Below are 12,622 nucleotides of genomic sequence, written 5' to 3' on the forward strand. Positions count from 1 at the left end.
ACATGCGAGCAGCAGTCCTGCAAAAGCGCGGCGGCACCCCTGTGGTCGTCGAGCACGAGGAGCCCTCGGAGCAGGCGGGTGCCGTTCTCATCGACGTCGACACCGCCGGGCTCGGCGGCTGGGACGTCGTCGGTGCCTATCGCGAGTCCGTTGACTTCCCTTGCGTCGTGCGGGGAGAAGGGGTGGGGCGCGACCAGGACGGACGCCGGGTCTACTTCGGCGAGCGCTCGGTCCTCCCCTTCGGCGCGCTGGCCGAGCGCACAGTCGTGCCAGTGCCCGAGGTCTGGCAGGTGCCGGACGGTGTCGACGATGCGACCGCGATCACCATGGCCATCGCCGGGACAGGTGCGCTGCTGCCCCTCGAAGCGACCAGGATCGAGGCGGGGGACTGCGTGCTCGTCGTCGGCGGCACGGGTGCGCTCGGTCGCATCGCGCTCCCGCTGGCCCGCCACTTCGGCGCGGGCCGGGTCGTGGCGGCCGCTCGGGATGCGGATGCGCTGGCCGACCTCAAGTCGGCCGGCATCGCCGATGAGGTCGTCACCCTGACGGGTGAGGACGATGCCGCGCGGCTGCGCGACGCGAGCGACGGCGATGGTTTCGACGCAGTGCTCGACCTCGTCTACGGGGCGCCGCTGGAGGCGGCGATCGCCGCCACCCGCTGGGGTGCGCGCATCGTCAACGCCGGCACCCTCGCCGGCCGCCAGGTCACGCTCGGGCCGGGTGCGCTGCTCTTCCGCACCCTGACGACCATCGGCACTGGTCAGCGGCCACCCGCCGAGCGCGAGCAGATCTGGCGCCGCCTGCTCCAGCTGTCGACCGAGGTCGACCTGTCGATGCCGACCACGCACTATGCGCTAGAGGACGCTGCGGCCGCTTGGCAGGCGCAGGTGGCGAGCCCCCACGGCAAGGTCATCGTCGACATCCGCTGAGCCGGACGCATCCCTCGGCGGCCGGGGTCAGCCGTCGAAGTGGGCCCGCAAGGCGAAGAGGCTGGCGTCGAGCAGCGCCAGCAGGTCGGAGCCGGGGTGGTCGAGCCACTGGTCATAGGCCGTGACCGCCAGGGCGAGGCTGACCCGGCCGACCAGCCGTGGCTCCAACGACGTCGGATCCACGCCTCGGTCTGTCGCGACGTGATCGGCGATCACCTGGCGCCACTCCGCGTAGCGGAGCGCTGAATGAGCCTGCAGGGCGGGTGTGCGCAGGATCAGCTCGAGGCGTTGGCGGTGGGCGGGGAGGACCTCGTCCGGGTAGGTGTTGAAGGCGAGGACCCCCTGGTGTACCCGTTGCCAGAGAGGCAGGGACGAAGGGAGCGACTCGAGGATCGCGCGGAAATCCTCCAAGGTCTGGTCGAACTGCCCCCACGGGATGTCGTTCTTGGACGGGTAGTAGCGCGCGAGCGTCCGCCGCGCGACGCCTGCCTCGGCGGAGATGGCGTCAAGCGTCGTGGCCTCGAAACCCTGCTGGGCGAAGAGGCGGAAGGCGGCGTCCTCGATCTCGCCATGAGTGATGATCGATGGCCGTCCGCGGGGTGCAGGCGTTCGAGGCATACCCGGAACGTATCAAGGCGGACGACGCCCCTATCATTTCTGCCCTCTGTGCCATAAAGTTCGGGTCACCATCGATCAACGACGATCCCCGAGAGGTCACCATGACGGTCCCGGCCCAGACTCCTGCTCCAGAGCTCGTCGACCAGCAGCGCGACGAGCGCTCCAGCGAGCAGCGCGACGAGCTGACGGTCGAGGACCTCGTCGAAGAGGTCTCCATCGACGGCATGTGCGGCGTGTACTGAGCCGATGTCCAGCATCGATATCGGGGCCTGCCTCGAGGACGACGTCCCGGCAAGGCGCCTGACGGTCACCCTGGACCGCGCATGGTCACTCGCCCCGTCGGTCGCTCTGCGGCCCGAGCCCTTCGGGGCGTTGGCCTACAACTTCGACAACCGACGGCTGACCTTCCTCAAGCGACCCGGGCTCGTCGCTCTGGTGCGTGGCCTGGGCGAGCACGCCGACGTCCGTTCGACGCTCGTCGCCGTCGGTGTCCCCACCCCCCAGCACGCGGCCTATCTCGAGGCACTCGACGCGCTCGCGGCGGCCGGCGTCATCCTTCCGCGGCACGAGGTCGCGACCAGCACGGCCAAGGAGTCGGCATGAAGCTCGTCGAGCACTTCGAGCGTGGGCTCGACGCACCCGTCTGCCTCACCTGGGAGCTCACGTACGCGTGCAACCTTGAGTGCGCGCACTGCCTCTCGAGCAGCGGCCGCCGCGACCCCCGCGAGCTGACCACCGAGCAGTGCGAGGCGGTGATCGACGAGCTGCAGGCCATGCAGGTCTTCTACGTCAACATCGGTGGTGGCGAGCCGACGGTTCGGCCCGACTTCTGGCACCTCGTCGAGTACGCCGTCGCGCACGACGTCGGGGTCAAGTTCTCGACGAACGGCGTGCGCCTGACCCCTGACCGCGCGCGATGGCTGGCCGGCACCGATTACGTCGACGTGCAGATCTCGCTCGACGGCGCGACCCCCGAGGTCAACGACCGGGTCCGGGGCGAGGGCTCCTACGCGATGGCGATCCAGGCGCTCGAGAACCTCGCTGCGGCGGGCTTCCGCGATGCCAAGATCAGCGTCGTCTGCACCCGCGAGAATGTCGGCCAGCTCGACGACCTCAAGGCGCTCGCCGACCGCTACGGCGCCACCCTGCGACTGACCAGGCTACGCCCGAGCGGGCGTGGCGCTGACATCTGGGAAGAGCTGCGGATGCGGCCCGAGCAGCAGCGCGAGCTCTACGACTGGCTCATCGCCCACGGCGAGGGAGTGTTGACTGGGGACTCCTTCTTCCATCTCTCTGCGTTCGGGGAGTCGCTGCCGGGGCTCAACCTCTGCGGCGCAGGCCGAGTCGTCTCCCTCATCGACCCGGTCGGCGACGTCTACGCGTGTCCTTTCGCGATCCACAGCTCCTTCCTCGCCGGCAATGTGCAGGACGAAGGAGGCTTCGCCGGTGTGTGGCACAACTCTCGGCTCTTCGCCGACCTGCGGGCGCCGCAGACCGGCGGCACGTGCGCCAGCTGTGCCCACTACGACTCGTGCCGTGGCGGTTGCATGGCGGCGAAGTTCTTCACCGGGCTGCCGCTCGACGGTCCTGATCCCGAGTGTGTCCAGGGAGGCGGCGAGCTCGCCCTGGCCGGAGAGCGGGCCGTCCCCGCCACCAGCCAGGACCACTCGCGCACCACCCCCAGCAAGCGAGCTCCGGTGCTCCTGGCGCTGGGGCGTCGACCTGACGACGCATCGAGCGTGGTGGCGGTGCGCGCACCGGTCAGCGCCTGCGCCGAGTCGCCGCTGGCTGATTTCGTGCCCCGATGAGCGGGTGACGTCCCCCTTTCGCGCTGCCCCCTTCCCCTGCACGATGAGAGAAACCGAGAACACTTCATGCCCGGTCCCGCTTGGTTGGACAACCCTTGGAAGCAGAACCCGTGGTTCGAGTCCGTCGCCGTCGCCCAGAAGCGCGCTCGTAGACGACTGCCCAAACCCGTCTACGACGCGCTGCTGGCCGGGTCGGAACGCGGGCAGACAGTGGCCGACAACGAGGCAGCCTTCCGAGAGCTCGGCGTCGCGCCGCACGTTGTGGGTCAGCAGGCCGAGCGCACGCTCGCGACCTCGGTCATGGGACAGGCGGTCAGCCTCCCCGTGATCATCAGCCCGACCGGTGTCCAAGCGGTCCACCCCGATGGCGAGGTCGCCGTGGCTCGAGCCGCTGCCGCGCGCGGGACGGCCATGGGCCTGTCCAACTTCGCTTCCAAGTCGGTCGAGGAGGTCGTGGCTGCCAACCCGGCGACCCTCTTCCAGATGTACTGGACCGGCGACCGGGACGTCGTCGTGCAGCGGATGCAGCGTGCGCACGCTGCGGGCGCCCAGGGCCTCATCGCGACGCTCGACTGGTCCTTCTCGATGGGGCGTGACTGGGGTAGCCCGGAGATCCCCGACAAGGTCGATCTGCGCACCATGGTCCGGATGGCGCCGGCCGTCGCGACCAAGCCCCGCTGGCTCGCCTCTTTTGCCCGGTCGGGTGCGATCCCCGACCTCACCGTGCCCAACCTCGCGCCGACCCTGGCCGACGGCACCCGCGGGGAGGCGCCGACCTTCTTCGGGGCGTACTCCGAGTGGATGACGACTGCGCCAGCCACGTGGCAGGACGTCGCGTGGATGGGCCAGACCTGGCGAGAGATCTCCGGAACGCCCTTCATGCTCAAGGGCATCTGCCGGGTCGACGACGCACTGCGGGCCGTCGACGTCGGGGTCGACGCGATCTCGGTCAGCAACCACGGCGGCAACAACCTCGACGGGACCCCGGCGACGATCCGTGTGCTCAACCCCATCGCGGAGGCCGTCGGTGACCAGGTCGAGGTGCTGCTCGACGGTGGCGTGCGACGAGGCTCGGACGTGGTCAAGGCGCTCGCGCTCGGTGCGCGCGCCGTGCTCATCGGCCGGGCCTCTCTCTGGGGACTGGGGGCCAACGGGCAGGCCGGTGTCGAGAACGTGCTCGACATCTTCCGCTCCGGCATCGACTCCTCGCTCATGGGTCTCGGTCTGTCGTCGATCGACGAGCTGCGTCCGGAGCACCTGCTGATCCCTGACGGCTTCCACAGGGCGCTCGGGATGCCGGCCGAGCGCGCGGACGTCAGCTGTCCCGGATGACCCTCGCCGACGCGTGCTGGCCGGAGGTCCCAGAGGGGGGTCTGGTGCTGGTGCCCATCGGGTCGACCGAGCAGCACGGCCCACACCTGCCGCTCGACGTCGACACGGTGGTCGCCGTCGCGGTGGCGCGTGGGCTCGCGCCGGCGCTCGGGGGCCTCGTCGCGCCTGCCGTGGCCTTCGGGGCGAGCGGAGAGCACCAGGACTTCCCCGGAACGGTCTCGATCGGGACGCCAGCGCTCACGACCGTGCTCGTCGAGCTCGGCCGCTCGCTGACCACCTGGGCCGGCCGCGTGGTCCTCGTCAACGGGCACGGCGGCAACCACGAGGCGGTCAGTGCCTCCGTGAGACAGCTGCAGGCCGAAGGGAGAGACGTGGCGTGGGTGCCCTGCGCTCCAGACCCCTGCTGCGGCGCAGGTCTTGATGCTCACGCCGGACGGGTCGAGACCTCTGTGATGCTCCACCTCGATCCGGCGCGGGTGCGGCTGGACCTGGCCGAGGCGGGCGTGACGCACCCCTTGGCCGAGGTGCTGCCCGTCCTGCGCGCCGAGGGTGTCCGGGAGGTCGCCCCCAACGGGGTCCTGGGGGACCCGCACGGGGCGACCTCCGACGAGGGTGCCCGGCTGCTCGACCAGATGGTCGCCCGTGCACTGCAGCGACTTGGCGCAGGGATGCGGTCATGAGGGTCCAGGGTGTGGATGGTGATCGGGTCGCGTTGGTGACTGGTGCCGCCCGGGGGATCGGCGCGGCGACGGTTCGTCAGCTCGTCAGCGACGGCTTCCGGGTGGTTGCCGTCGACTGGTGCGTTGGTGAGCGGTCCCCTGTGGGGTACGCCCAAGCGACCCGTGCAGATCTCGCTCGGCTCGTCGACGACCTCGTCGACGGCGCGGTCCTGCCCCTCGTCGGAGACGTCCGGGACCCGGCCGTGCTCGACGAGGGCGTCCGGGCGGCGTTGGAGACCTGGGGCCGGCTCGACGTGGCCGTCGCCGCGGCCGGAATGGTCGCTGGTGGGGTGCCGCTGTGGGAGGACGAGAGCCTCGCGCTCCAGTGGGAGATCAACGTCACCGGCGTGTGGCACACCGCCGCCGCCAGCGTGCCGGCCATGCTCGCCGGACTCGATCCGGCGAGCTGTCGATTCGTCGCCGTGGCATCAGCGGCCGGTTCTCACGGACTCCACTGCCTCGCCGCCTACACCACCGTCAAGCACGCCGTCGTCGGGCTGGTCAAGGGGCTCGCTGCGGACCTCGTGGGTACGGGTGTCACTGCCTGCGCCGTCTCGCCCGGATCGACTCGCACCGCGATGCTGGGGGCCACAGCAGACCTCTACGGGGTCAGCCCGGAGGATCTCGCCGACCACCAGCTCCTGCGACGAGCCCTTGCACCGGAGGAGGTTGCGGCGACCATCGCCTTCGCCTGCTCATCCGCGGGCGCGGTCCTGAACGGGTCCGTGGTGGCTGCTGACGGCGGCTTCGGAGGATGACGGTGCCGCGGCTGCCGCCGGGGTCCGGGGCTCGGATCCGAGCCGATGTGCGGTGGCTCCCGCGCGCTGACGGGAGCCTCGTGCTCGTCGGTGGGTCCCCCCTTCGGGTACTGACCCTGTCGTCCACAGCTGCCCGGCTGGTGGACGAAGGCCGGGTGACGATCACGGATGCGGCGGGTGGGCCCGCTGCAGTCGTCGCCCAGCGCCTGCTCGACGGCAACCTCGCGGACCCGGTCGGGCTCCGTGCGGCCACCCCTTCCGACATCACCGTGGTCGTACCCGTCAGGGACCGTCTCGAGCAGCTCGACCGCTGTCTGACGGCCCTCGAGGGCCTGGCTGTCGTCGTGGTGGATGACGCGTCGCACGAGCCCCGAGCTGTCGCCGAGGTCGTTGCACGGCACGGGGCGCAGCTCGTCGCGCTGACGTCCAACCGTGGTCCCGCAGCCGCGCGCAACATGGGACTGCTCAGGGTCGAGACCCCCTTCGTCGGCTTCGTCGACTCGGACGTGGTGGTCCGCCCGGACGTGCTGCTCGGGTTGTGCCGTCACTTCTCCGACCAGCAGGTGGCGGCCGTCGGTCCGTTGATCCACGGTGTGGCGCGCAGCGGCCGGCCCAGGTGGTTCGAGCTCTACGACGTGGTGGCCGGGTCCCTGGGTCTGGGGTTGCGCAGCGGCCAGGTCCGACCCGGCGCCGCTGTCGGGTGGCTACCGAGCGCCTGCTTGGTCGTGCGCACTGATGTGCTGCGGGACAAGGTCATCGGTGGCTTTGCGCCCGAGATGAGGCTCGGCGAGGACGTCGATCTCGTGTGGCGACTTCTGGACGTCGGCCACGTCGTCCGCTACGAGCCGTCCCTGGTGGCCCACCACGACGTGCGCGGAACCATCCGGGCTTGGTTGGGTCGCAAGTTCCTCTACGGCACAGGAAGTGCGGAGCTGGGTCGTCGGCACGGCGACGCAGTGGCGCCCGCTGTCCTCAGCCCGGTGAGCGGCCTCGCCGCTGCCGCGCTGCTCAGTCGCCGCTGGTGGTCGGTGCCGCTCGCGATGCTCGCCCTGGTCCTGGGCCAGCGTGCAGTGCGGACAGCCATCCCGGCCGCACCCGGGAGAGAGGTGCTCGCCTGGCGCCTGGCCGGGTCGGGTCTGGTCTGGGCGGTTCGTCAGGAGTCGGCGCTGTTGGTCAGGCACTGGTGGCCGGGTTCCGCCGGGTCGGCCCTCGTGTACCGACCTGTTCGTCGCGCGCTCGTGAGCGCCCTCCTGGTCGATGCAGTCGTCGCCCTCGCCGAGGAGTCACGTCCGGACCCCCTGACCCGTCTCCTGGGACGACGTCTGGACGACCTCGCTTACGGTGCGGGAGTGTGGATCGGTGCGCTGAGAGGCCGCTCCTTGCAGTGCCTGCGACCCCGGATCGTCAGAGGCCGGTATCACGTGCGCCGGAGGTGGTGTGCACGGCCGTGACGCGCGAGAATACGATGTGCACCCATGACCACCCCTGCTGCGCCTCCGGTGGAGGCCTCCGCGATCGAGCGGTACTTCAAGATCCACGAACGAGGTTCGACGGTCGCGCAGGAGGTCCGCGGCGGGTTCGCGACCTTCTTCACGATGGCCTACATCGTCGTCCTCAACCCGCTGATCATCGGCACCCAGGCCGACTCGACGGGTGGCTTCCTCGGCGGGGGTGACGCACCCAACCTCCCGATGGTCGCGGCCGCCACGGCGCTCGTCGCCGGCGTGATGACGCTCCTCATGGGCGTCGTCGCCAACTACCCGCTGGCGCTCGCGGCGGGTCTGGGGCTCAACGCCTTCGTCGCCTTCGGCATCGCCAAGCTGCCGGAGATGACGTGGGCAGACGCGATGGGCCTGGTCGTCCTCGAGGGCCTGATCATCCTGCTGCTCGTCCTCACCGGGTTCCGCAAGGCCGTGCTGCACGCCGTGCCGCCGCAGCTGAAGACCGCGATCTCGGTCGGCATCGGCCTCTTCATCACCATCGTCGGTCTCGTCGACGCCGGCTTCGTGCGCAAGGCCGCGGGCGGTCCCCTCGGTGAGCTGGGCGTCGGCGGCTTCCTCGCCGGCTGGCCGCTGCTCGTCTTCGTCATCGGCCTCTTCATCATCGTCACGCTCCACGTGCGCGGGGTGAAGGGCGCGATCCTCTACGGCATCCTCGGCACGACGGTCCTCGCGATCGTCGTCGAGGCGGTCTTCGACATCGGCTCGCAGACCAACAGCAAGGGCGAGCTGGTCAACCCGACCGGGTGGGGCCTCAACGTCCCGACCATCCCGGGCTCGCTCGTCGCGGCGCCCGACTTCGGCCTGCTCGGTGACTTCAGCCTGCTCGGGTCCTTCGAGAAGATCGGCATCGTCTCGGCGATGCTGCTCGTCTTCACGATCCTGCTCGCGGACTTCTTCGACACGATGGGCACGATGGTCGCCGTCGGTGCCGAGGGCCACCTGCTCGACGAGGAGGGCAACCCGCCCAACTCGCAGCGCATCCTCATCGTCGACTCCCTCGCCGCCGCCGCCGGTGGTGCCGCGTCGGTCAGCTCCAACACGAGCTACATCGAGTCCGCCTCCGGTGTGGGCGAGGGGGCGCGCACGGGCCTGGCCTCGGTCGTGACCGGCGTGCTCTTCCTGCTCGCGACCTTCCTGTCGCCGCTCGTCTCGGTCGTCCCGTACGAGGCCGCCACCCCGGCGCTCGTGCTCGTCGGCTTCCTGATGATGCAGCAGGTCAAGGAGATCGACTGGGACGACCTGGAGATCGCGATCCCGGCCTTCCTCACGATCATCCTCATGCCGTTCACGTACTCGATCACCGCGGGCATCGGCGCCGGGTTCGTCACCTACGTCTTCATCAAGGCCGTGCGTGGCCGGGCCGCGGCGATCCACCCGCTCATGTGGCTCGTGGCCGCGCTGTTCGTCCTCTACTTCGCGATCGACCCGATCAAGGGGATGCTCGGGGTCGGCTGACCTCCCCCCTTCGTCCTCCGCGGGGTCCGACCCGCACCTGAACCCGCATTCCCCTAGGGCAATGCGGGTTCAGGTGTGCATTGCCCTAGGGGAATGCACACAGGGGCGGAATAGTTAGCACGGGTAATGAGTTGTGCTAACTTGTTGCGAGACGAAGGGAGACCCGTGAGCCAGACGACCACGAGGGCGAAGGGAGTGGGCTCGCTCAGCGAGGACCTGCGCCTGGCATGCATGCGCATCAGCCGCCGGATCCGCTTCGAGAGCACCGACGAGGTCGCGCCGCACCACTTCTCCGTGCTGGCCCGGCTCGAGGGCGGCCCGCTCACCCCCCGCGCGCTCGCGGACGTCGAGAAGGTCTCCGCCCCGAGCATGACGCGCACCGTCGGCTGCCTCGTCGACGACGGCCTCGTCGAGCGCCATGACGACCCGCAGGACGGGCGCCGGGTGCTCCTCGAGCTCACCGCCGAGGGCCGCGAGACGCTCGAGCGCACCCGTCGGCGCCGGGACCGCTGGATGTCCGAGCGGGTGGCCGAGCTGACCCGCGAGGAGCGGCAGGCCCTCGAGGTCGCCGCCGAGATCCTCGGCAGGATCGCGGCCCGTTGAGCCCGACCTTCGCCTCCCTCTCGATCCGCAACTACCGCATCTACGCGAGCGGCGGGCTCGTCTCCAACGTCGGCACGTGGATGGGTCGCGTCGCCCAGGACTGGGTCGTGCTCACCGAGCTGACCGACCACTCCGCGAGCGCGCTCGGCATCGTCACGGGACTGCAGTTCCTGCCGATGCTGCTCCTCGCTCCGTGGACCGGCGCGGTCGCCGACCGCTACCCCAAGCGCGTCCTGCTGCTGCTGACGCAGACCCTCCTCGGCCTGAGCGCGCTCGTCGGCGGTGTGCTCGTCGTGACCGGCAGCGCGCAGCTGTGGCACTTCTACGGCCTGGCGCTGCTCACGGGCGTCGCGACCGCCTTCGACAACCCGGCCCGACAGACCTTCGTCGCCGAGATGGTCCCGCGGGAGCGGCTGGCCAATGCCGTGGCGCTCAACTCCGCGTCCTTCAACCTCGGCCGGCTCATCGGTCCGGCCGTCGCCGGCCTCGTCATCGCCTGGGTCGGCTCGGGGCAGGCGCTGCTCGCCAACAGCCTGACCTTCGTCTCCGTGATCATCGCGCTGCTGCTCATGCGGGCGAGCGAGCTGACGCCGGCACCGCGCGCGACCGGGCGCGGCTCGGCGCTCGAGGGCCTGCGCTATGTGCGCGGGCGGCCCGACATCGTCCTTGTCATGGTGCTGATCTTCATGCTCGGCACCTTCGGCATGAACTTCCAGATCACCATCGCGCTCATGGCGACCAAGGTCTTCGACCGCGGGGCGCAGGACTACGGCCTGCTCGGCTCGATCATGGCGGTCGGCTCGTTGAGCGCCGCGCTCATGGCCGCCCGCCGCAGCGAGCCGCGGTTGCGGGTGCTGCTCACCTCGATGGTCGGCTTCACCTTCGCCGCGACGGGCGCCGCGCTGGCGCCGACCTACGTGACCTTCGCCATCGCGCTGGCCGCCTGCGGCCTGACCGCGCTCACGGCGATGACGACGGCCAACGCGATGGTCCAGATGCGCACCGATCCGGTGATGCGCGGTCGGGTCATGGCCCTCTACATGGCCATCTTCTTCGGCGGCACGCCCCTCGGCGCCCCGATCATCGGCTGGGTCGGGGACGTCCTCGGGCCGCGGTGGACGATCGGCATCGGGGCGATCGCGATGGCCATCACCCTGGTCGGTGTGTCGACCTGGCTGGCTCGGCACGAGAATGTGGAGGTGACGTACTCCAGCCAACGCCGCCCGAGGGTCCGGGTCTCCTCCGCACCCACCCACGACATCCCGCAGGCCGCCCAGTGACCCCCCGCTTCCGCCGCACGATGACCTGGCTCGTGCTCGGGTCGCTCGTCCTCGTCGCGGTGCTCTCCGCCTTCCTCTAGCCCCCCGGGCGGCGAAGGGGGCGCGGCCGCGCCCCCCTTCGTCAGTTCGAGGTGACACGGGACGAAGGGCGACCGACCGGATAGCCGGTCGGTATTACCTCGACCCGATGGGGCGGGGGAGCAGGGGGAGGCAGCGCGGCGCTGGCTCGAAGGCCGGGTGCGGGTCGGCCCGGCGCACGAGGAGCAGCAGCTCGCCGATCTCGTGCTCCTCGTAGCCCACCGGTCGGCAGGACCGCCACAGGTCCAGGTCCGTCGCCGCGGAGCCGCGCGCGACGGCGGGGTCGACGAGCAGCGCCCGGGGTGCGAGGGAGCCGGGCATCCGCGTGGTCAGGTGGCGCTCGGGCAGCGCCGTCCTGACCGTCCACGGGTCCGCCCAGACGGTGAGGGTCGTGCCGGCAGGGACCTCGGCGCGCACGACGTCCGGAGCCAGCACGAGGCCGGAGGGCTGGGTCCGGGCCACGACCTCGACCTGCTCGACACCGAGCCGGACGGCGGGCAGCAGCGCCAGCGCAGCCACCACCGTCGCAGCGACGGCCCGTCTGCCCGAGCGCGAGCCCGAGCTCGGGGCCAGACCGGCGCCCGCGAGCGCCACGAGGAGCGGCCACCACACGTACTGGTAGTGCGGCAGCTGCACCGGGGAGAGGGAGAGCGCCAGGACCAGACCCAGCAGGGTCACGCCGACCGGGGTGGCCCGCAGCCCGTGCCGCACCCACCCGACGAGCAGCGCGACGACGAGACCTGCGGCGACCGGCACCCCGAGCCGCTCCACGCTGAACCACAGCGAGGACCAGATCGGCGCGTGCTGGTGGGTCTCGCCGGCCACGACGACGGCGTGGCCGGCCTCGGCGTGCTCGAGCTGGAAGGTCACCGGCGTCGTCATCGCCGCGACGGCGTCGCCGTCCATCGGCACGAAGGGGAAGAGCCAGGCCAGCCCGGCGACGACCGCGGCCCCCACGGCGAAGGGGAGGACCCGCGCCGACCCGCGTGGCCCCCGGAGCGCGACCGCTGCCGGCAGCAGCCCGAGCAGGGCGACCGCGCCGGTCATCTTGCAGGCCGCGGCGAGCCCGGTGAGGGCACCGCCGACGAGCAGCCAGCGGGTCTGCCGTCGCGCGACCGCGTGCAGCCAGGCGAGCTGGGCCGCGGCGATGAAGAACCCCATGACGGCCTCGAGCGTCGCCGTGCGCCCCGGCGCGAAGGGCAGCGCCCACCACACCAGCGCCGTGACCACGCCGGCGACGGTGCTCCAGCGCCCGGGCCGTCCGATCCGCCACACGAGCACGGCGATGACGAGCCCGGTGAGCCACGTCGCGACCGCCGAGGGGAGGCGGTCGGCCACCAGCGTGTCACCGAGCGCCAGGTGTGCCAGGGCCATGAGCTCCTTGACGAGCGGTGGGTGCTGGGCGTTGACGAGCCAGTCGCCCTCGAGCAGCCCGAGCGCGGCCTCGTGGTAGAACAGCTCGTCGCCGCGCAGGTGCACCGCGTCGAGGCGCCACCCGACCGTGAAGGCCCCGAGCCCGCTCGCGGTGAGCAGGGCGAGG

At 71.1% G+C, this 12,622-nt stretch carries 13 protein-coding genes; 11 read left to right on the forward strand and 2 right to left on the reverse strand.

Annotated features, from left to right (window positions below):
* The first annotated feature begins 2 nt into the window (after positions 1-2).
* A complete protein-coding gene (locus V3C34_RS04830; protein WP_346008222.1) occupies positions 3-929 on the forward strand; it encodes a zinc-binding alcohol dehydrogenase family protein in 927 nt (308 codons plus the stop codon).
* A gap of 27 nt (positions 930-956) precedes the next feature.
* Here the strand turns inward: V3C34_RS04830 and mftR are convergent, their stop codons facing one another.
* Entirely contained in the window at positions 957-1,547 is a 591-nt protein-coding gene (gene mftR / locus V3C34_RS04835) for a mycofactocin system transcriptional regulator (protein WP_346008223.1), read from the reverse strand.
* A gap of 101 nt (positions 1,548-1,648) precedes the next feature.
* Here mftR and mftA point away from each other — a divergent pair, with 101 nt between their 5' ends.
* From mftA to V3C34_RS04885, 10 genes are all read left to right on the forward strand, one after another.
* On the forward strand, positions 1,649-1,789 hold the full coding sequence (gene mftA / locus V3C34_RS04840) for a mycofactocin precursor MftA (RefSeq protein WP_346008224.1): 141 nt from the start codon (positions 1,649-1,651) through the stop codon (positions 1,787-1,789).
* A 4-nt stretch (positions 1,790-1,793) separates the two neighbouring features.
* Complete coding sequence (gene mftB, locus V3C34_RS04845; RefSeq protein WP_338538812.1) at positions 1,794-2,150, forward strand: mycofactocin biosynthesis chaperone MftB; 357 nt, start codon at positions 1,794-1,796, stop codon at positions 2,148-2,150.
* Positions 2,147-3,355 (forward strand): mycofactocin radical SAM maturase, encoded by a 1,209-nt coding sequence (gene mftC, locus V3C34_RS04850; protein ID WP_346008225.1) that lies wholly within the window; start codon positions 2,147-2,149, stop codon positions 3,353-3,355. The genes mftB and mftC overlap by 4 nt, the downstream gene beginning before the upstream one ends.
* 66 nt (positions 3,356-3,421) lie before the next feature.
* Complete coding sequence (mftD, locus tag V3C34_RS04855) at positions 3,422-4,687, forward strand: pre-mycofactocin synthase MftD (protein ID WP_346008226.1); 1,266 nt, start codon at positions 3,422-3,424, stop codon at positions 4,685-4,687.
* On the forward strand, positions 4,684-5,367 hold the full coding sequence (mftE, locus tag V3C34_RS04860; protein WP_338538809.1) for a mycofactocin biosynthesis peptidyl-dipeptidase MftE: 684 nt from the start codon (positions 4,684-4,686) through the stop codon (positions 5,365-5,367). Before mftD ends, mftE begins: the two co-directional genes overlap by 4 nt.
* A gap of 35 nt (positions 5,368-5,402) precedes the next feature.
* Positions 5,403-6,164, forward strand: a complete 762-nt coding sequence (locus tag V3C34_RS04865; RefSeq protein ID WP_245634803.1) for a mycofactocin-coupled SDR family oxidoreductase — start codon at positions 5,403-5,405, stop codon at positions 6,162-6,164.
* Positions 6,161-7,615 (forward strand): mycofactocin biosynthesis glycosyltransferase MftF, encoded by a 1,455-nt coding sequence (mftF, locus tag V3C34_RS04870; protein WP_346008227.1) that lies wholly within the window; start codon positions 6,161-6,163, stop codon positions 7,613-7,615. Before V3C34_RS04865 ends, mftF begins: the two co-directional genes overlap by 4 nt.
* A 24-nt stretch (positions 7,616-7,639) precedes the next feature.
* On the forward strand, positions 7,640-9,121 hold the full coding sequence (locus V3C34_RS04875; RefSeq protein ID WP_169701973.1) for an NCS2 family permease: 1,482 nt from the start codon (positions 7,640-7,642) through the stop codon (positions 9,119-9,121).
* 165 nt (positions 9,122-9,286) lie between these two features.
* Positions 9,287-9,724, forward strand: coding sequence for a MarR family winged helix-turn-helix transcriptional regulator (locus V3C34_RS04880; protein WP_346008228.1), 438 nt, complete (start codon positions 9,287-9,289; stop codon positions 9,722-9,724).
* On the forward strand, positions 9,721-11,004 hold the full coding sequence (locus V3C34_RS04885) for an MFS transporter (protein ID WP_346008229.1): 1,284 nt from the start codon (positions 9,721-9,723) through the stop codon (positions 11,002-11,004). The genes V3C34_RS04880 and V3C34_RS04885 overlap by 4 nt, the downstream gene beginning before the upstream one ends.
* Before the next feature lie 174 nt (positions 11,005-11,178).
* Here V3C34_RS04885 and V3C34_RS04890 read toward each other — a convergent pair whose 3' ends face one another.
* Positions 11,179-12,561: an ArnT family glycosyltransferase gene (locus V3C34_RS04890; RefSeq protein ID WP_346008230.1), complete on the reverse strand. Its 1,383-nt coding sequence runs from the start codon at positions 12,559-12,561 to the stop codon at positions 11,179-11,181.
* Between the last annotated feature and the right edge of the window lie 61 nt (positions 12,562-12,622).

It is taken from the genome of Janibacter terrae, from assembly GCF_039636765.1.
Classification (GTDB): Bacteria; Actinomycetota; Actinomycetes; order Actinomycetales; family Dermatophilaceae; genus Janibacter; species Janibacter terrae.